Consider the following 18598-nt stretch of genomic DNA (forward strand, 5'->3'; position numbering starts at 1 on the left):
CGCGTCAGCCCCGGCGCCTGCGGGCCATTGTCACCGCGCCGCCGCCCAGCAGGAGCAGGGCCAGCGCGCCGCCCGCGATGTACGGGGTGACCGAACTGCCACCGGTTTCGGCGAGGTTGCTCCGGGTGCCCTGGGGTTCGACGCGGGGCGCGGGGGCCTCGCCGGACCGCTCCGGCCGCGGCGCGGCGGGCGCCGAGGACTCCGGGGCCTCGCTGGGCGCCGGCTCCTCCTCACCCGCCGGGGTCTCACAGCTCGCCTCGGCCAGGGTGACGGTGCCCGTCACCTCGGCCACGTTCAGCCGGAGCGGGTTCACGGAGACCTTGAGGCGGAGCGCGGTGGCGGCCGCCGTGCCGGAGGTGGTCCGGTGTTCGGCCAGGTCGAGGCGGACCTCGCCGACGCCGGGGACGCGGACCTCGGTGGGGCCGCCCGCGGTGAGGGTGGTGCGCCTGCCGAGCACGGTGACGGCGCCGAGGGCGTTCGCCTCCGCCTCGGGCTCCTCCCCGGCCGCGCAGGTGGCGCGGGCGGTGACCGTGCCGACCTCGATCAGGGAGAGCAGCGGCAGGCCGGGCACGTGCAGCCGGGCGTCGGTGAGGCGGACCGAGCCCTCGGCGCGCTCGTCGGTGGCGGTGGCTCTGGCGGAGGCGACGTCGGCGCGCAGGACGGAGAAGGGGCGGCCGTCGTTCACGCCGTCGAGCCGGGCCGAGAGCGCGGTGCGGTCGGCGTCGCCCGGGGCCTGGACCTCGTTGAGGGAGAGGCTGAGCGGGACGTCGGCGGTGTGGTGGAGCAGGGAGACGTCGAGCCCGGCGCGCAGCACGGCGGCGGAGGCGTGGCCCTGGCCCTGGCCGCCGGTGGCGTGCGCCGGGCGCGCGCTGAGGATCAGGGGCGCGGCGGTGAGGGCGGCGGCCGTCGCGAGGGCGGCGAGACGGCGTGCGGGCATCGGGAAGTTTTCGCTGTTCAAGACGGTGGGACCCCCAGGAGAAACGTGCTCGGGACACGCCAACCCTTACGCACTGTGGGTGAACGGTCAGCGATCCTGGGTTACTTCACTCCATCGTGGGGTTTCCGCCCTCGTATTCGATTAGACGGGCACGCCCGTTCGCCGCGCCTACTGCACGACCCGCCCGTTCAGCACCACCCGGCTCGGCGCCGCGAGCACCCGTACGTCGGCGCGCGGGTCGGACGCGTAGACCACCAGGTCGGCCGGGGCGCCCTCCTCCAGGCCGGGGCGGCCCAGCCAGGCGCGGGCGGCCCAGCTGGTGGCGGCCAGCGCCTCGACGGGCGGGATGCCCGCGGTGACCAGTTCGGCCACCTCGGCGGCGACCAGACCGTGCGGCAGCGAGCCGCCCGCGTCGGTGCCGACGTACACCGGGATGCCCGCGTCATAGGCGTCGCGCACGGTGTCATAGCGCCGTTCATGGAGGCGGCGCATATGTGCCGACCAGCGGGGGTACTTGTCGTCGCCGCCCGCCGCCAGGTCGGGGAAGGTGGCGATGTTGACCAGGGTCGGCACGATGGCGACCCCGCGCTCGGCGAACAGCGGGATCAGCTCGGGGGTGAGGCCGGTGGCGTGCTCGACGCAGTCGATGCCCGACTCCACCAGGTCCCGCAGCGAACTCTCCGCGAAGCAGTGCGCGGTGACCCGCGCGCCCAGCCGGTGCGCCTCCGCGATGCCCGCCTCGACGGCCTCGCGCGGCCAGCAGGGCGCGAGGTCGCCGGCGTCCCGGTCGATCCAGTCGCCGACCAGCTTGACCCAGCCGTCCCCGCGCCGCGCCTCCTGGCCGACGTAGGCCACCAGGTCGGCGGGCTCGATCTCGTGGGCGTAGCCCCGGATGTAGCGGCGGGTGCGGGCGATGTGCCGGCCGGCACGGATGATCTTCGGGAGGTCGTCGCGGTCGTCCACCCAGCGGGTGTCGGAGGGGGAACCGGCGTCGCGGATCAGCAGGGCCCCGGCCTCGCGGTCGGTGAGCGCCTGCTTCTCGGCGGTGTCCGCGTCGACCGGGCCGTGGGCGCCGAGGCCGACGTGGCAGTGGGCGTCGACCAGGCCGGGCAGCGCCCAGCCCTCGACGGTCGTGATGTCACCGGCGCCGGCGGGGCGGTCGTAGGTGACACGCCCACCGACCACCCACAGCTCGTCGCGGACGTCGTCGGGCCCGGCCAGGACCCGCCCCTTCACGTGCAGCACCGCGTGATCGCTCATGCACCGCACCTTAGTGAGCGGGCCCCGCGCACTGAAGCCCCGGCGGCTACTCCGCCGTCTTGCCGGGCACGTCATCGACCTCGGCCATCGCCGGGTCCAGGACGCGGGAGAGGAAGTGCCGGGTCCGCTCGTTCTTCGGGTTCCCGATGACTTCCTCGGGGGTGCCCTGCTCGACGATGACCCCGCCGTCCATGAAGACGACGCGGTCGGCGACCTCGCGGGCGAAGGTCATCTCGTGGGTGACGACCATCATCGTCATGCCCTCCTCGGCGAGCCCGCGCATCACCGCGAGCACGTCACCGACCAGCTCGGGGTCGAGCGCGGAGGTCGGCTCGTCGAAGAGCATGACCTCGGGGCCCATGGCGAGCGAGCGGGCGATGGCCACCCGCTGCTGCTGGCCGCCGGAGAGCGAGGACGGGTAGGCGTGCGCCTTGTCGGCCAGCCCGACCCGGGCCAGGTTCTCCGCCGCGACCTTCTCCGCCGCCGCCTTGTCCCGCCCGAGCACCCGGCGCTGGGGCAGCGTGAGGTTCTCGGTGACGTCGAGGTGCGGGAACAGGTTGAACTGCTGGAACACCATGCCGATGCGCCGGCGTACGGCGTCGATGTCCACGTCCGGGTCGGTCAGCTCGGTGCCGCCGACCACGATGGTGCCCTGCTGGGGTTCCTCCAGCAGGTTGACGCAGCGCAGCAGGGTGGACTTGCCGGAGCCGGACGGCCCGATGACGCAGACCACCTCGCCCTGGCCGATCTCCAGGTCGATACCGCGCAGGACGTGGTTGTCGCCGAAGGACTTGTGCAGCCCCTCGACGCGGATCTCGGGGGTGCTCACCGGATCGCCTCCTGGGACTTGGACTCCATCCGCCGTACGACGAAGCCGAGCGGGATGGTGACCAGCAGATAGCACAGGCCGGCCACCAGGATGGGGGTGGAGTTGGCGGTGGTGCTGGCCAGGTCGTTGCCGAACTTGGACAGCTCGCGCTCCTCCAGCGTGACACCGAGGAACAGCACCAGCGAGGAGTCCTTGAACAGCAGGACGAGTTCGTTGGTGAGCGGGGGCAGGATGATGCGGAACGCCTGCGGGATGACGATCGAGATCATGGCCCGCGCGGGCGAGAAGCCCAGCGAACGCGCCGCCTCCATCTGCCCCTTGGGCACCGCCTGGATGCCCGCCCGGATCGTCTCGGCCATGTAGGCGGCCGAGACCAGGCCGAGGGCGACCGCGACCTTGCCGTAGGTGCCGCCCGGGTACTGCACGTCCGGGAAGGCCAGCGGCACGCCGACGCCGACGAAGATGAAGATCAGCAGGGCGGGCAGGCCCCGGAAGATCTCGATGTAGATCCCGGCGAGCCAGCGGTACGGCCCCACCGAGGACAGCCGCATCAGCGCGACGAGGATGCCCAGCACGAGGCCGACCACGAAGCCGGACAGCGTGTAGAGCACGGTGTTCTTCAGCGCCAGCGTGATGATGTCCGGGAACATCTGCTCGGCGATGGGCAGTTGCGCGAACTGGTTCTTCAGCCGTCCCCAGTCCGCGGAGAACGCGAAGGCGAGGACGGCGGCGACGAAGACGACGTACTGCGCGCCGCGCGAGAGCCTGCGCCGCTGCCTGCGGGTCAGGCCCTTCTTGCGGGGCTGGATGCGGGTGTCCGTGTCGGCCATGGGGTCAGGAGCCCGCGGAGGGGGAGGCGGCGGACGGGTCGTACGGGCCGATCCACTTCTCGTAGATCTTCTTGTACTCGCCGTCGGACTTGGCGTGGGCGAGCGCCTTGTTGATCGCGTCGCGCAGGGCGGTGTTGCCCTTCTTCACCGTGAAGCCGTACTGCTCGCCGGTGTTGATGTTGTCCACCACCTGGAAGGCGGAGGCGTTGGCCTTGTCCTTCAGCCAGCCCTGGACCACCGGGTAGTCGATGACCACGGCCTGGACCTGGCCGGTGCGCAGGCCGTTGAGGACCGCGTCGGAGGAGTGGAAGGAGACCGGGTCGAGGCCCTTGCTCTTGGCGAGGTCCTCACCGGTGGTCTGCGCCTGCGCGCCGAGCTTCTTGCCCTTGAGGTCCGCCAGCGACTTGATGCCGCTCTTCTTGTCGACCAGCACCGCCTGGGTGGCCTCGAAGTACGGGTCGGAGAAGTCGACGTTCTTCTTGCGCTCGTCGGTGATCGTCATGCCCGCCGCGGCCAGGTCGCACTGGCCGGAGTTGAGGAAGGCGCCGGTCTTGAAGTTCTCGAACGGCGTGTCCACGATCTTCTGCTTCACGCCCAGGTCCTTGGCGACCAGGTCGATCAGGGAGACGTCGAAGCCCTGCACCTTGCCGTCCACCACCGACTGGAACGGCGGGTAGGGCAGGTGGGTGCAGACGGTCAGCGCGCCGCCGTTGGCGAGGTGGACCCCCTTGACGGTGGTCTTCCCGCCCCCGCCGCCGGAGGAGCAGCCGGCGACGAGCGCGATCGCGGCCGTCGCGGTGATGGCTGCCAGCACTCGGGGCCGGCGCCGAAGGAGGGTCTTCATGGGGGGAATCTCCCGATCGGGGGAACTGTGGGTTCTGATTATAAGGAGAGGTTTGGGTCTCTCAAATCAAACTGATGGCTTCGCGGCCGCCCAGCCTAAGATGTCGCCGGTCAAAACGGCACGGAGGCCGCCAGTTACCCTCGTCACCGTCGGCCTGCCGGGGCCGGCCCCGTGGACCTCGTGAGCGAAGAAGGCACCCGCCGTGACCCATCCCCTCCTCGACCTGCCCCCGCTGACCGCCGCGCGGTTCGCCGCCATCGAGGACCGGGTGGCCCGGCTGCTGGACACCCGGCAGGACGTGCTGATCACCCAGGGCGAGGCGCTGCTCCCGCTGGAGGGCGCGATCCGCGCGGCCGCCGGTCCGGGCACCGTCGCGCTGAACGTGATCACCGGCCCGTACGGCCAGACCTTCGGCGACTGGCTGCGCGACTCCGGCGCGACCGTGCACGACCTCGCGGTGCCCTTCGACTCGGCGGTCACCGCCGACCAGGTCCGGGCGGCGTTCGCCGAGCACCCGGAGATCGACTTCGTCTCCCTGGTGCACGCCGAGGCGGCCACGGGCAACACCAACCCGGTCGCGGAGATCGGCGAGGCGGTGCGGGAGCAGGGCGCCCTCTTCTACCTGGACGCGGTCGCCTCGGTCGGCGCCGAGCCGGTGCTGCCGGACGCGTGGGGTGTGGACCTGTGCGTGATCGGCGCCCAGAAGGCGATGGGCGGGCCCGCCGGGGTGTCCGCGATCTCGGTGAGCGAGCGGGCCTGGGAGCGGATGGCCGCCAACCCCGACGCGCCGCGCCACTCCTACCTCTCCCTGCTGGACTGGAAGGAGCGCTGGATCGACGGCGGCCGCAAGGCGCTGCCGCACGCCCCGGCGCAGCTGGAGATGCTGGCGCTGGACGCCTGTGTCGAGCGGATCGAGGCGGACGGCCTGGACACCGTGATGGCCCGGCACCGCGACCTCGCGCGGGCGACCCGGGCCGGTGCGCTCGCGCTCGGCGGGGGTCTCGAGCCGTATGTGCGCGAGGAGCGGGACGCGGCACCGGTGGCGACCACGCTGCGGGTACCGGCCGGCACGGTGGCCTCGGAGCTGGTGGCGCGGGCGCTGGAGAGCGACCCGGGGCTGCCGCTGGCGGCCGGTGGCGGGGCGCTGGCCAGGGAGATGATCCGGGTGAACCACTACGGGCCCGACGCCACACCGCAGGTGGTGCGCCGCACGCTGGCGGCGCTGGGCGCGGCGCTGGCCGGACAGGGGCTGACGGTGGACCCGGCGGCGGCCTCGGCGGCGGTGGACGAGTTCACTCGCTGATCCACGGCACGAAGGAGCGGCCCGCGCGACCCCGCGCGGGCCGTTTTCTTTTCCGGCCACCGCTCCAGCCGCTTATCCATATGACGTAAATTCCCCGTGAATTCATTTGTTGAGGCTCGGCCTTTTTATCCTGCCCGGTTTTTGCAGAGCTAAACAACATTGGTTTCCAACAGGTTTCCGGCCTGTGACACACTCCACACGGAGAGCCTTTTGTCATGGTTTGACCTAGGTCAAATACGGCATAACACCGAGAGGTCCAGACCCCGTCGAGGTCTCCCCCGTGCATTTCGCAATTCACCTCGCTAAATTCAGGCCGCATGACTTCCGCATCCGCCGACCTGCTCATCGACAGACCCGCGGTCACCGACGGCGCCGCACTCTGGCGTCTCGCCAGGGACTCGAAAACGCTCGACCTGAACTCCTCGTACAGCTATCTGCTGTGGTGCCGTGACTTCGCCGGCACCTCGGCGGTGGCGCGGGGCGCGGACGGGGAGCCGGTCGGGTTCGTCACCGGCTACGTCCGCCCGGACCGCCCGCACACGCTGCTCGTCTGGCAGGTGGCCGTGGACGGCTCCCAGCGCGGCCGGGGCATCGCCGGCGCGCTGCTGGACGGGCTGACCGCGCGGCTCGCCGCCGAGCAGGGCGTGACGGATGTGGAGACGACCATCACCCCCGGGAACACCGCCTCCGAGCGGCTGTTCACCTCGTTCGCCGAGCGCCACGGCGCCGGGCTGAGCCGCGAGGTGCTGTTCCCGGAGGAGCTGTTCCCGGACGGCCCGCACGACCCCGAAGTGCTGTACCGCATAGGCCCGCTGACCCACGTCCCGGCGCACTGACGTCCCCCGAGGAGCGAAACACCGTGACCATCACCCAGCCCGACCTGAGCGTCTTCGAGACCGTGGAGTCCGAGGTCCGCAGCTACTGCCGCGGCTGGCCCGTCGTGTTCGACCAGGCGCGGGGCAGCAGGATGTACGACGAGGACGGCCATGCCTACCTCGACTTCTTCGCCGGGGCCGGCTCACTCAACTACGGCCACAACAACCCGGTGCTGAAACGGGCGCTGATCGACTATCTGGACCGCGACGGGGTGACCCACGGCCTGGACATGTCGACCACGGCCAAGCGGACCTTCCTCCAGACCTTCCAGGACCTGGTGCTCCGGCCGCGTGACCTGCCGTACAAGGTCATGTTCCCGGGCCCGACGGGCACCAACGCGGTGGAGTCCGCGCTGAAGCTGGCCCGGAAGGTGAAGGGGCGCGAGGCGATCGTGTCCTTCACCAACGCCTTCCACGGCATGTCGCTGGGCTCGCTCGCGGTCACCGGCAACGCCTTCAAGCGGGCCGGCGCCGGAGTGCCGCTGGTGCACGGCACCCCGATGCCCTTCGACAACTACTTCGACGGCACCGTGCCGGACTTCCTGTGGTTCGAGCGGCTGCTGGAGGACCAGGGCTCCGGCCTGAACAAGCCGGCCGCGGTGATCGTGGAGACCGTGCAGGGCGAGGGCGGCATCAACGTGGCCCGGCCCGAGTGGCTGCGCGCGCTGAAGGAGCTGTGCGAGCGGCAGGACATGCTGCTCATCGTCGACGACATCCAGATGGGCTGCGGCCGTACCGGCGCGTTCTTCTCGTTCGAGGACGCGGGGATCACCCCGGACATCGTCACGGTCTCCAAGTCGATCTCCGGCTACGGCCTGCCGATGTCGCTGTGCCTGTTCAAGCCAGAGCTGGACATCTGGGAGCCGGGCGAGCACAACGGCACCTTCCGCGGCAACAACCCGGCGTTCGTCACGGCCACGGCCGCGCTGGAGACGTACTGGGCCGACGGCGCCGCGATGGAGAAGCAGACCCGTACCCGCGGTGAGCAGGTCGAGCGCGAGCTGATCTCCATCACCGAGGAGAACCTCGCCGACGTCAAGGAGTACCGCGGGCGCGGGCTGGTGTGGGGCCTGGAGTTCCACCACAGCGACCGTGCCGCACGGGTCGCCAAGCGCGCCTTCGAGCTGGGGCTGCTGATCGAGACGTCCGGCCCGCAGGGCGAGGTCGTCAAGCTGCTGCCCGCGCTGACCATCACCCCGGAGGAGCTGGACGAGGGGCTGAGCATCCTCGCCCGCGCCGTCCGCGAGACCGCCTGACCAGCAAGAGCGCCTGACCAGCCAGACCGCCTGACCAGCTAGACCGTCTGACCGGCTAGTAAAGAGGAGGAGACACCGTGATCGTCCGTTCGTTCAAGGACATCGAGGGCACCGACCGGCATGTGAAGGCCAAATCGGGTACCTGGGAGAGCAAGCGCATCGTGCTCGCCAAGGAGCGGGTCGGCTTCTCCCTGCACGAGACGGTCCTGTACGCCGGGACCGAGACGTCCATGTGGTACGCCAACCACATCGAGGCCGTCGTCTGCACCGAGGGCGAGGCCGAGCTGACCGACCACGAGGACGGGCAGGTGTACACCATCACGCCCGGCACCATGTACCTGCTCAACGGGCACGAGCGCCACACGCTGCGGGTGAAGGAGGACTTCCGCTGCATCTGCGTGTTCAACCCGCCCGTCACGGGCCGGGAGGACCACGACGAGAACGGCGTCTACCCGCTGCTCACCGAACCCGAGGAGGTGTGAGAACGATGACCACGCTCAGCACCACGCCCGCCGACCTGTACCCGAGCCGGGGCGCGACCGAGGTCCGCGTCCCGCGCAAGGACCCGGTCGTCTGGGGTACCCCGGACACGCCCGGCCCGATCCAGGCGGCCGAGCTGGAGGGGTTCGAGCGCGACGGCTTCCTCACCGTCGACCAGATCATCACCCCCGCCGAGGTGCAGGTCTACCGGCGTGAGCTGGACCGGCTGGTGGCCGACCCCGGGGTCCGCGCCGACGAGCGCTCGATCGTGGAGCCGCAGTCCGGGGAGATCCGCTCGGTCTTCGAGGTGCACCGGCTCAGCGAGCTGTTCGCCAACCTGGTGCACGACGAGCGCGTGGTCGGCCGGGCCCGGCAGATCCTCGGCTCCGAGGTCTACGTCCACCAGTCGCGGATCAACGTCAAGCCCGGTTTCGGCGCAAGCGGCTTCTACTGGCACTCGGACTTCGAGACCTGGCACGCCGAGGACGGCCTGCCCAACATGCGCACGGTGTCCGTCTCGATCGCGCTGACCGAGAACCACGACACCAACGGCGGCCTCATGATCATGCCGGGGTCGCACAAGACGTACCTGGGCTGTGCCGGCGCCACCCCCAAGGACAACTACAAGAAGTCGCTCCAGATGCAGGACGCGGGCACCCCGTCCGACGAGGCGCTGACCGACCTGGCCGGTGAGCACGGCATCCGCCTGTTCACCGGCCCGGCGGGCTCGGCCACCTGGTTCGACTGCAACTGCATGCACGGCTCCGGCGACAACATCACGCCGTTCCCGCGCAGCAACGTCTTCATCGTGTTCAACAGCGTGGAGAACACGGCCGTGGAGCCGTTCGCGGCGCCGGTGCGCAGGCCGGAGTTCATCGGGGCGCGGGACTTCACTCCGGTGCGGTAGCCCTCGCCCGGCCCTGGACACCGGGCCCGGTGCCTCTTCGTGTGGGACGAGAGGCACCGGGCCCGGTCATGTCCGTGTGCGGAGACGGAACGGCTCAGCCGGAGAGCGCGTCCAGCAGATGGTCGACGTCCGCCTCGGTGTTGTAGAGGTGGAAGGACGCCCGCAGATTGCCCGCCCGGTCGGACACCTCGATGCCGGCGCGACCCAGCTCCGGCTGGCGGGAGCCGAGCCCCGGCACCGAGACGATCGCGGAGCCCGGCGCGGGCAGCGCCTCGTGGCCCAGCGCGGCGAGCCCTGCCCGGTAGCGGTCGGCCAGGGCGGTGTCGTGGGCGTGGATCGCGGGCACGCCCAGCTCCTCGATCAGCTCCAGGGAGCGGCGCAGCGCGGGATAGCAGGACAGGGCGGGGCTGAGGTCGAACCGCCGTGCGGAGTGGGCGAGTTCGGTGACGGGGCCGTAGCAGCTGTCCCAGGGCCGTTCGCCCGCGACCCAGCCCGCGAGCAGCGGGTCGAGCCCGCCGAAGTCCTCGGGGACGACGAGGAAGGCGACGCCGTGCGGGCCGAGCAGCCACTTGTAGGCCACGGACGCGGTGAAGTCCCACTCCCCCGCGTCCATCGGCAGCCATCCGGCCGCCTGGGAGAAGTCCACGTAGGTACGCGCGCCGTGGGTGCGGGCGGCCTCGCGCAGCGCGGGCAGGTCGGCCACCCTGCCGTCGGCGGACTGGGCGGCGCTGACGGCGACCAGCGCGGTGCCGGGGCGGACGGACTCGGCGAGGCGCTCCACGGGGACCGCGCGCACCTTGAGGTCGCCCCGGACGTGGAACGGGTTGGGCACGGAGGCGAAGTCGTCCTCGGCGGTGAGGACTTCGGCGCCGGATGGCAGCGAGGCGGCGAGCACCCCGCCGTGCGCGGCGACCGAGGCGCCGAGCGCGACCCGCTCCACGGGGACGCCGGCGAGCCGGGCGTAGGCGGCCCGGCACGCCTCCACGTCCTCCCAGAGCGCGGTCAGCGGCTGCCCCTGTGCCCGCAGCAGGGCCGCGTCGTACAGGGCGGTGACCGCGCGGGTGGGCAGCAGGCCGTTGCTGGCGGTGTTGAGGAAGGTGCCGACCGGGGCGAACTCGGTGCGGACGAGGCTCTCGAACGTCTCCGTGGTCTCCATGGGTCCACTGTGCGGCGCCCGGATGCCGTCGTCCATCACGCGTCTCTACAGGGTGTACCCAAGCAACCCTTATGTGTCAGCCCTGCTGGGGCACCGCGCAGCCGTCGGGGCCGCAGGTGCCGGCGTCGTCCCCCGTAACCGCCCTGAGCGGGGAGCGGTCGCCCCACGCCTGGGTGAGGGCCTGGGTGAAGACCTCGGCGGGCTGGGCGCCGGAGACGCCGTAGGTACGGTCGAGGACGAAGAAGGGGACGCCGTTGGCCCCGAGCTCGGCGGCCTCGCGCTCGTCTGCGCGGACCTCGTCGGCGTAGGCGGTGGGGTCGGCCAGGACGGCGCGGGTGGCGTCGGCGTCCAGGCCGGCCTCGGCGGCCAGCTCCACCAGGTGGTCGTCGCCGCCGGTGAACACCGACTGCTCGTCGGCGAAGTTGGCCCGGTAGAGGCGGTCCAGCAGGGCCTCATGGCGCCCCTGCTCCTTGGCGAAGTGCAGCAGGCGGTGCAGGTCGAAGGTGCTGCCGTGGTCGCGACCCCGGGTGCGGTAGTCGAGGCCCTCGGCGGCGGCCTGGGCGCCGAGGTTGTCCTCGCCGGCCTCGGCCTGGGCCGCGCTCATGCCGTACTTCCGGGTGAGCATGTCGAGCACCGGCTGGACGTCGCCCTTGGCGCGGCCGGGGTCCAGCTCGAAGGAGCGGTGCACGACCTCGACCTCGTCCCGGTGCGGGAACGCGGCGAGCGCCTTCTCGAAGCGTGCCTTGCCGACGTAGCACCAGGGGCAGGCGATGTCGGACCAGATCTCGACGCGCATCTTCAGGGCTCTCTTCCGCTCGTACGTACCGGACGGGGGCTCTCTCCGTCCGGTACGTGAACGTTCAAGCAGCTTGGTTCATTCCCCGGGCGGGGTCCAGCGCAGGTACAGGTGGTGGTCGTCCTCGGCGGGCGGGTTCGCCGGGTCGGGTACCCAGCCCTGGCGGGCGTAGAACGCCTGGGCGCGCCGGTTGTCCACGTGCACGTCGAGCACGGCGGCCCGTCTGCCCCCGGCGAGCCACCGCTCGACGCAGGCGGCGTGCAGGGCGCTGCCGAGGCCCGCGCGCCAGTGGTCCGGCGCGACATGGAACTGGTACAGCTTCACCGTGTCCGCCGCCCCGCCCTCCGGGGTCCGGAAGGAGGCGATCGCGACGATCTCCCCGTCCCGCACCCCGCACAGCACCTCCCCGTCCGGCCGCTCGATCGTCCCGCGCCAGGCGTCCGTCCAGTCCACGTCGGACGGCGGCAGCCCGTCCGGGTAGTACGTCGCGCGGGCCCGCGCGTGCAGCGCGGCGATGACCTCGGCCTCCCCCGGCTCGGCGGGACGGATCACCAGGGCGTCTGCTGTCTCGTCACTGATCATGAGCCTCAGGACGTACGGGCCCGTGCGCGCGGTTCCGCCCTCAGCTGCCGTCGCGCAGGTCGGCGGGCCAGGTGGTCCGGAACTCCAGGTGGTCGTAGGTCACCACGCAGCCCTCGCCGAGGGGGGACTGGGTCATGAAGCCGATGAGAGCGGCGCCGGTCTCCTTCTCGTCGCCGAGGGTGAAGAGGCGGACGAAGGTCCAGCGTTCGCCGTCGCGGGAGGCGTGGAAGGCCAGTGCGCGGCCGGTGCGGCTCACCCGGAGCCAGACGGAACTGCCGGGCACGGTGAAGGAGTTGGCGTCGTCGGAGTGGCCCCGGGTGACCACCGTGCAGATGGTGGGCACGTCCGGGGAGTTCTCCAGGCAGAGCTTGGCCCAGGCCCGGTCGCCGACGTGGACGTAGAGCACCCCGGCGTCGAAGGCGGCGTTGAAGCCGACCGTGACGCGGGCGATCAGCTGGAAGTCGCCCTCGGGCGCGCCGAGGAGCCGGGGCGCGTCGGCGGCCGGGTCCAGCGCCTCCCCGGTCGGCGTGACGAACCGGTCCTGCCGGGGCCCGGCCCAGCCGGTGAGCACGCCCTTCTCGTACGACCAGTGCCCGTCGGGGCCGTATGTCCGCAGGGGGAAGGGGAGTTCGGGAAGCTCTATGTCCATCGGGCGATTCTCGCAGCCGTCGCGCGTCAGCGTTCGAGGACTCCGTCGTACCGGCGGGGCAGGCCGAGCGGGTTGTCGTCGCGCAGCTCGGGCGGGAGCAGCGGCTCGGGGGTGTTCTGGTAGGCGACCGGGCGCAGCCAGCGTTCGACGGCGGTGCCGCCGACCGAGGTCGAGGTGGAGGTGGTGGCGGGGTAGGGGCCCCCGTGGTGCTGGGCCGGGGCCACCGCGACCCCGGTAGGCCAGCCGTCGACCAGGACCCGGCCCGCCAGCGGGGTCAGCCGGGCCAGCAGCGCGGCCGCGTCCCCCTCCCCCGCCGCCTCGGCCGGGGAGAGCTGCACGGTCGCGGTGAGGCTGCCCGGCAGCCGCTCCAGCACGGCGGTCAGCTCGTCCTCGTCCGTGTAGCGGGCGACCACGGTGACGGGGCCGAAGCACTCCTCCAGCAGCGGCGCGTGGGCGTCCTCGGTGAGCCGGGCGGCGGGGACGGTGAGGAAGCCCGCGCCGACCGTGTGCGCCCCGGCCGCGCCCGGGGTGACGGGCGAGTCCACGTCGGGCAGGGCGGTGCGTTCGCCGACGCCCGCGAGGAAGGCGTCCCGCATCCGGTGGTCGAGCAGCACGCCGGGCTCGGTGTCGCTGACGGCGTCGGTGAGCGCCTTGACCAGGCCGTCGCCGTGCGCTCCTGCGGGGACCAGCACCAGGCCGGGCTTCACGCAGAACTGGCCGACGCCGAGGGTCATGGAGGCGGCGAGTCCTGCGCCGATGTCCTGGGCGCGCTCGGCGGCCGCGTCCTCGGTGACCACGACCGGGTTGAGCGAGCCGAGTTCGCCGTGGAAGGGGATCGGCACCGGGCGGGCGGCGGCCGCGTCGAACAGGGCCCGGCCGCCGCGCACCGATCCGGTGAAGCCCGCGGCGGCGACCAGGGGGTGCTCGATCAGGTCGACGCCCGCGGTGAAGCCGTGCACCAGGCCGACGACGCCCGCGGGCAGCCCGTGCGCGGTGGCGGCCCGGCGCAGCACCTTGGCGACCAGCTCGGACAGCGCCGGGTGGTCGGGGTGGGCCTTGACCACGACGGGGCAGCCGGCGGCGAGCGCGCTCGCGGTGTCGCCGCCCGCGACGGAGAAGGCGAAGGGGAAGTTGGAGGCGGCGTAGACGGCCACCACGCCGAGCGGGATCTTCCAGCGGCGCAGGTCCGGCACGGGCGGGGTGGCGGCGGGGTCGGGGTGGTCGATGACGACGTCAAGGAAGGCGCCCTCGTCGACCAGATCGGCGAAGGCCCGCAACTGGTAGGCGGTGCGGGCGAGTTCACCGGTGAGCCGGACGGGGCCGAGGGCGGTCTCGGCGTCGGCGACCTCGATCAGCAGCGCGCTGACCGTCTCCAGGCCGGTGGCCGCCTCACGGAGGAAGGCGGCGCGTACGGCGCGGTCCGCGAGGGCGCCGCGCGCGGCGTGCGCCTCCCGGACGGTGGCGTCCACCTCGTCGGCCGTGGCTTCCACCGCGACCTGCTCCCGGTGCTTCCCCGTACGTGGGTCGACACTCCAGACTGGTGCTGCTGTCACCGCGGTTTCCCTCCGGACAAGGCCGCTCTGCCGGGATTCGGCCATCGGCTCGTTCGATATGCTGAACGCCGTCTCTGATGGTGAATGAGCTGCTCGGAGACTATAGGGCGGGGGCCCGTTGTTTCCAGGGCTCCGCGGCCCCCGGGCGACGGCCGAGCGAAGGGTCCAGGAGCGATGACGACAGCCGATGCGGGCGGCGGGGCGCAGGTCAAGTCCGCGGTGCGGACGGTGGAGCTGCTGGAGTACTTCGCGGGGCGGCCCGGCATGCACTCCCTGGCGGACGTGCAGGAGGCCGTCGGCTATCCCAAGTCCAGCCTGTACATGCTGCTGCGCACGCTGGTGGAGCTGGGCTGGGTGGAGACGGACGCGACCGGCACCCGGTACGGCATCGGGGTACGGGCGCTGCTGGTCGGCACCTCCTACATCGACGGCGACGAGGTGGTCGCGGCGGCCCGGCCGGCGCTGGACCGGCTCGCGGACGACACCACCGAGACCATCCACCTGGCCCGGCTGGACGGCACCAACGTGGTCTATCTCGCCACCCGCCAGTCCCAGCACTACCTGCGCCCCTTCACCCGCGTCGGCCGCCGGCTCCCCGCGCACTCGACCTCGCTGGGCAAGGCGCTGCTGGCCACGCACACCGACGACCAGGTACGGGCGCTGCTGCCCGAGAAGCTCCCCGCGCTCACCGAGCACACGGTGACCGACCGGGAGGAGCTGATCGCCGAGCTGCACCGCATCCGCGAGCAGGGCTATGCCGTGGACCGCGAGGAGAACACCCTCGGCCTGCGCTGCTTCGGCGTCGCGGTGCCGTACCGCACCCCGGCCCGGGACGCCGTGAGCTGCTCGGTCCCGGTGGCCCGGCTGACCCCGGCGCACGAGCAGATGGTCAAGGACGCGCTGCTGGACGCGCGGGACCGGCTGACGCTGGCGACGCGGCGGCTGTGAGCGGTCGCCGCACACGATTCCGGCACGTCCGACACTGAAAATCTGAACATGTGATGAGAACCGTGTCCGGGAGGGAACGGAACCGGTCCTCCCGCTCGTCTTCCCCTGCGCCATGAACAAGACGATCAGGCGCGCCGCCGTCTTCTCCCTGCTGCTCGTACTCGCCCTGCTGCTCCGGTCGACCTGGGTGCAGTTCTACGACGGCAAGGCCCTCGCGGACGCCCCGGAGAACCGCCGGAACGCGATCGGCACCTACTCCCGCCCGCTCGGCGACATCGTCGTGGGCGGCAAGGCGGTCACCGGGTCGGGCCGGGTCAGCAAGAGCGACCTCGCGTACAAGCGGACGTATACCGACGGCTCGCTGTACGCGGCGGTCACCGGCTACGCCTCGCAGGCGTACGCCCCCACGCAACTGGAGGGCGTCTACGCCGACCTGCTCAACGGCACGGACACGCGGCTGCGCACCGTCATGGACACGGTCACCGGGCGGCGGGCCGACCCGGGCAACGTGATCACCACGATCGACCCGGCCGTGCAGAAGGCCGGCTACCGGGCGCTGGGCGGCAACACGGGCGGCGCGGTGGCGCTCGACCCGAAGACCGGCAAGATCCTCGCCGTGGTCTCGACGCCGTCCTACGACCCCTCGGCGCTGACCTCCGCGAACACGGCGGGCTCGGCCTGGCAGAAGCTCACCACCGACAAGGCGAAGCCGCTGGTCAACCGGGCGATGCGGCAGCCGCTGCCGCCCGGCTCGACCTTCAAGCTGGTCGTGGCGGCGGCCGCGCTGGAGGACGGGCTGTACCCGGACGTGGACCGGCCCACCGACAGCCCGGTGCCCTACACCCCGCCGGGCACCACCCGCGAGCTGCCGAACGAGAACACCGCGGCGCCCTGCGAGAACGCCTCGATCCGGGTGGCCCTCCAGTACTCCTGCAACAACGTCTTCGGCAAGCTCGCCGTCGATCTGGGCCAGGACAAGGTGCGGGCCATGGCGGAGAAGTTCGGCTTCGACGACGACAAGCTGGACGTCCCCGTACGGGCCTACCAGAGTGTGTATCCGGCCCACATGGACAAGGCGCTCACCGCGTTGTCCGGCATCGGGCAGTACGACGTCACCGCCACCCCGCTCCAGATGGCCATGGTGTCCTCCGCCATAGCGAACGGCGGGGAGCTGGTGGCGCCCCATATGGTGTCGCAGCTCACCACCGGCGACGGCGATGTGTTGCAGGACTTCGGGGACGCGGACCGCCAGCGGATCGTCAGCGCCCGTACCGCCGAGCAGCTCCAGTCCGCGATGCAGACGGTGGTCCGGGACGGCACCGGCCGCAACGCGCTCATCGACGGGGTGACGGTCGGCGGCAAGACCGGCACCGCCCAGCACGGCCCCAACAACAGCGCGACGCCGTACGCCTGGTTCACCGCGTACGGCAAGTCGGACAGCACGGGCAAGGAGGTGGCCGTGGCGGTGATGGTCGAGCAGTCCGGCGCGGCCCGCTCGGAGGTCAGCGGCAACGGGCTCGCGGCTCCGGTGGCCCGCGCGATGATGGCGGCGGCGCTCAAGCGGAGCTGAGCGCCGCCGCCATCGACAGGATGCGACGGGTCCGTCAGGAGACGAAGTACGTCGGGTTGGGCAGCTTGTACGTGCGGTCGGCGTAGCCGCCGTCCAGGTCGGAGTACTGGTCGCCGAAGTTGGCGATGATCTCGTACCCGAGGTCCTGCTCGATGTGCTTGCGGGTGCCGCCCTTGTACTGGACGGTGGTGCAGGTCCAGGTGCCCGGCGTGGCGCAACCGGACAGGTAGGCGGGCGGGTTGGCCTTGTCCTTGAGGAACATGTGGCCGGCGTCCAGGTTGACGTCGGCGCCGACCTTCCTCAGGTTCTCCACCGCTCCGGCGCGCTGGGACTCGCTCAGGCCGGAGTTGTAGAACACCGTGACGCCCTTGGCGGTGGCGTACCGCACCAGCTCCGGGCTGCCGAAGACCTCGGGGCGGTCGGCGCGGTTCACGTAGTCGTTCCAGGTGGCGGAGTCGTACGTGTAGTTGTAGCGCTTCTCGTAGTCGAGGCTCAGCAGCAGGGTGTCGTCGATGTCGAACACCACGGCCGGCTTCTCGCCCCGGTGGTGGGCCTTGCGGGCCGCCTTGTCGATGTACCGCTTGGCGTCGGCGTCGATCCGCGCCAGGTCCTTGGCGTACGGACTGGTCGGCGACGCCTGGTACTTGCCCGCGCTGTCGGCGGTGGTGCCGTAGTAGGTGTCGATGTCCTTCACCAGGAGCCCGATGTTGTACGGCTCGTGCGTGGAGTTCGCCGTCGACTGCCCGGCGGTGGCCGCCCCGGCGCCGTACAGCGCACCCCCGGCAAGCGCACAGGCGGCGGTGGCGGCCGCGATCCGAAGTGATTTATGCATGACAGGAGTTCTACGCGCGTAAGCGCTGCCGCGCGACGGACGTTGCAGGATCGAGATCAAGCCAGTCCCTGCGGGGCTTGGCGGGGGTGCTCTGCGGGCGGGCCGAGAGGCGCGGGGGTGCCTGCGGGCGCCGCTCGGCTCGGCGCGAGACCCTCGCGGGCCAGGCGGGTTGTCCACCGCGACGGGGGCTCCACGGGCGTTAGGGCGCCTGCGGGCGTCATCCGGCTTGGCGCCGCGCCTTGTCCGGCGGACGCCGGTTGGGGCGTCTCGCGGCAGCGCGGGGGCGGGCCCTGTGGACGTCATCCGGCTGAGTGCCGGGGCCGGTTCGGCGGCAGCCGGAGCACACTCCTCGCGGCGAGCCGACCGGGCTTATGACCCTACGGGCGCCACTCCGGGTCGCGGCCGCTCAGGCCCACCGCTCGGGTCAGGAGGGGGGAGTCCGGGGGGACTTCGATGACCGGGCCGAAGAGGCCGTCGCCTCGGTTGGGGTCTTCGGCGGCGGCGAGGAGGAAGCCGTAGGCGGAGGCCAGGGCGGGGAGGTCGGGGGTGTAGGGGAGGTCGAGGGCGCGGGCCAGGTCCCAGCCGTGGATGACCAGTTCGTCGGCGGCGACGGCGCCCGCGATCCCACCGGGGAGGTCCACTCCGCCGGCGCGGGTCTCCCCCGTCCAGGCGGCGGGGTCGCGCCAGGCGTCGGCCAGTTCGTCCAGCGCCTTGGGCAGTTCCTCACGCCAGTCCGGGGGCAGAGCGGGGACGGCGGCTTCAGGGCTGGTGTCGGTCGTGGGGCCCAGGTCCTTGCGGGCGGCGTCCCGGAAGGCGAGGGACAGGTGCAGGAGGTGTCCGAGCAGGTCGCTTACCGGGGTGTCGGGACACGGCGTCGGCGCCGCGAGCTGCTCGTCGCGCACGGCCTCGGCCAGCCGTGCGACGATCCGGGCCTGCGGGCCGAGATCCAGGGTCGGGTCGGTCATGTCGGTCTCCTCGCGGGTGCGCGCCG

The 18598-nt window shown here is 72.0% G+C and carries 19 protein-coding genes; 7 read left to right on the forward strand and 12 right to left on the reverse strand.

The annotated features are described in order from the left end of the window. Nucleotides 1-4 precede the first annotated feature (4 nt). The 5 genes from D0Z67_RS06225 to D0Z67_RS06245 form a co-directional block, all read right to left on the reverse strand. Nucleotides 5-958, reverse strand: a complete 954-nt coding sequence (locus D0Z67_RS06225; RefSeq protein WP_031182054.1) for an SCO1860 family LAETG-anchored protein — start codon at nucleotides 956-958, stop codon at nucleotides 5-7. Between the two features lie 147 nt (nucleotides 959-1105). Then, nucleotides 1106-2197, reverse strand: coding sequence for an amidohydrolase family protein (locus D0Z67_RS06230; RefSeq protein ID WP_031182053.1), 1092 nt, complete (start codon nucleotides 2195-2197; stop codon nucleotides 1106-1108). A gap of 46 nt (nucleotides 2198-2243) precedes the next feature. Beyond that, on the reverse strand, nucleotides 2244-3026 hold the full coding sequence (locus D0Z67_RS06235; RefSeq protein ID WP_031182052.1) for an amino acid ABC transporter ATP-binding protein: 783 nt from the start codon (nucleotides 3024-3026) through the stop codon (nucleotides 2244-2246). Next, entirely contained in the window at nucleotides 3023-3856 is an 834-nt protein-coding gene (locus tag D0Z67_RS06240) for an amino acid ABC transporter permease (protein ID WP_031182051.1), read from the reverse strand. The genes D0Z67_RS06235 and D0Z67_RS06240 overlap by 4 nt, the downstream gene beginning before the upstream one ends. A gap of 4 nt (nucleotides 3857-3860) precedes the next feature. Further along, nucleotides 3861-4700 (reverse strand): basic amino acid ABC transporter substrate-binding protein, encoded by an 840-nt coding sequence (locus tag D0Z67_RS06245; protein ID WP_031182050.1) that lies wholly within the window; start codon nucleotides 4698-4700, stop codon nucleotides 3861-3863. Between the two features lie 202 nt (nucleotides 4701-4902). Between D0Z67_RS06245 and D0Z67_RS06250 the strand changes: the two genes are divergently transcribed. The 5 genes from D0Z67_RS06250 to thpD all read left to right on the forward strand — a co-directional run bounded on the left by D0Z67_RS06250 (nucleotide 4903) and on the right by thpD (nucleotide 9521). Further along, nucleotides 4903-6003: a pyridoxal-phosphate-dependent aminotransferase family protein gene (locus D0Z67_RS06250; protein WP_031182049.1), complete on the forward strand. Its 1101-nt coding sequence runs from the start codon at nucleotides 4903-4905 to the stop codon at nucleotides 6001-6003. A gap of 317 nt (nucleotides 6004-6320) precedes the next feature. After that, the gene (gene ectA, locus D0Z67_RS06255; RefSeq protein WP_031182048.1) at nucleotides 6321-6839 is read left to right on the forward strand and encodes a diaminobutyrate acetyltransferase; all 519 of its coding nucleotides are present in this window, start codon (nucleotides 6321-6323) and stop codon (nucleotides 6837-6839) included. 23 nt (nucleotides 6840-6862) lie between these two features. Continuing rightward, nucleotides 6863-8134, forward strand: coding sequence for a diaminobutyrate--2-oxoglutarate transaminase (gene ectB / locus D0Z67_RS06260; protein ID WP_031182047.1), 1272 nt, complete (start codon nucleotides 6863-6865; stop codon nucleotides 8132-8134). Nucleotides 8135-8211: 77 nt separating this feature from the next. Further along, on the forward strand, nucleotides 8212-8616 hold the full coding sequence (locus tag D0Z67_RS06265; RefSeq protein ID WP_030815454.1) for an ectoine synthase: 405 nt from the start codon (nucleotides 8212-8214) through the stop codon (nucleotides 8614-8616). A gap of 5 nt (nucleotides 8617-8621) precedes the next feature. Next, a complete protein-coding gene (thpD, locus tag D0Z67_RS06270; protein WP_031182046.1) occupies nucleotides 8622-9521 on the forward strand; it encodes an ectoine hydroxylase in 900 nt (299 codons plus the stop codon). A 94-nt stretch (nucleotides 9522-9615) separates the two neighbouring features. Here thpD and D0Z67_RS06275 read toward each other — a convergent pair whose 3' ends face one another. The 5 genes from D0Z67_RS06275 to D0Z67_RS06295 form a co-directional block, all read right to left on the reverse strand. Then, nucleotides 9616-10677: an aminotransferase class V-fold PLP-dependent enzyme gene (locus tag D0Z67_RS06275; protein ID WP_031182045.1), complete on the reverse strand. Its 1062-nt coding sequence runs from the start codon at nucleotides 10675-10677 to the stop codon at nucleotides 9616-9618. A 76-nt stretch (nucleotides 10678-10753) separates the two neighbouring features. After that, the gene (locus tag D0Z67_RS06280; protein ID WP_031182044.1) at nucleotides 10754-11473 is read right to left on the reverse strand and encodes a DsbA family oxidoreductase; all 720 of its coding nucleotides are present in this window, start codon (nucleotides 11471-11473) and stop codon (nucleotides 10754-10756) included. A gap of 78 nt (nucleotides 11474-11551) precedes the next feature. Continuing rightward, nucleotides 11552-12055: a GNAT family N-acetyltransferase gene (locus D0Z67_RS06285; RefSeq protein ID WP_031182043.1), complete on the reverse strand. Its 504-nt coding sequence runs from the start codon at nucleotides 12053-12055 to the stop codon at nucleotides 11552-11554. Between the two features lie 40 nt (nucleotides 12056-12095). Next, nucleotides 12096-12704 carry a DUF1349 domain-containing protein gene (locus D0Z67_RS06290; protein ID WP_031182042.1) on the reverse strand — a complete coding sequence of 203 codons (609 nt, stop codon included), beginning with the start codon at nucleotides 12702-12704 and terminating at the stop codon, nucleotides 12096-12098. A 26-nt stretch (nucleotides 12705-12730) separates the two neighbouring features. Next, nucleotides 12731-14257 carry an aldehyde dehydrogenase (NADP(+)) gene (locus D0Z67_RS06295; protein ID WP_078873415.1) on the reverse strand — a complete coding sequence of 509 codons (1527 nt, stop codon included), beginning with the start codon at nucleotides 14255-14257 and terminating at the stop codon, nucleotides 12731-12733. A gap of 174 nt (nucleotides 14258-14431) precedes the next feature. On the opposite strand from D0Z67_RS06295, the gene D0Z67_RS06300 reads away from it, so the two are divergent. Then, complete coding sequence (locus tag D0Z67_RS06300) at nucleotides 14432-15205, forward strand: IclR family transcriptional regulator (RefSeq protein WP_031182040.1); 774 nt, start codon at nucleotides 14432-14434, stop codon at nucleotides 15203-15205. Nucleotides 15206-15317: 112 nt separating this feature from the next. Beyond that, nucleotides 15318-16775, forward strand: coding sequence for a peptidoglycan D,D-transpeptidase FtsI family protein (locus D0Z67_RS06305; protein ID WP_031182039.1), 1458 nt, complete (start codon nucleotides 15318-15320; stop codon nucleotides 16773-16775). A gap of 34 nt (nucleotides 16776-16809) precedes the next feature. On the opposite strand, the gene D0Z67_RS06310 is transcribed toward D0Z67_RS06305, so the two are convergent. Next, nucleotides 16810-17607: an HAD family acid phosphatase gene (locus tag D0Z67_RS06310; RefSeq protein WP_031182038.1), complete on the reverse strand. Its 798-nt coding sequence runs from the start codon at nucleotides 17605-17607 to the stop codon at nucleotides 16810-16812. A gap of 377 nt (nucleotides 17608-17984) precedes the next feature. Further along, nucleotides 17985-18572 carry a TIGR03086 family metal-binding protein gene (locus D0Z67_RS06315; RefSeq protein WP_031182037.1) on the reverse strand — a complete coding sequence of 196 codons (588 nt, stop codon included), beginning with the start codon at nucleotides 18570-18572 and terminating at the stop codon, nucleotides 17985-17987. Nucleotides 18573-18598 lie beyond the last annotated feature (26 nt).

The sequence above is a fragment of the Streptomyces seoulensis genome, from assembly GCF_004328625.1.
Lineage (GTDB): Bacteria > Actinomycetota > Actinomycetes > Streptomycetales > Streptomycetaceae > Streptomyces > Streptomyces seoulensis.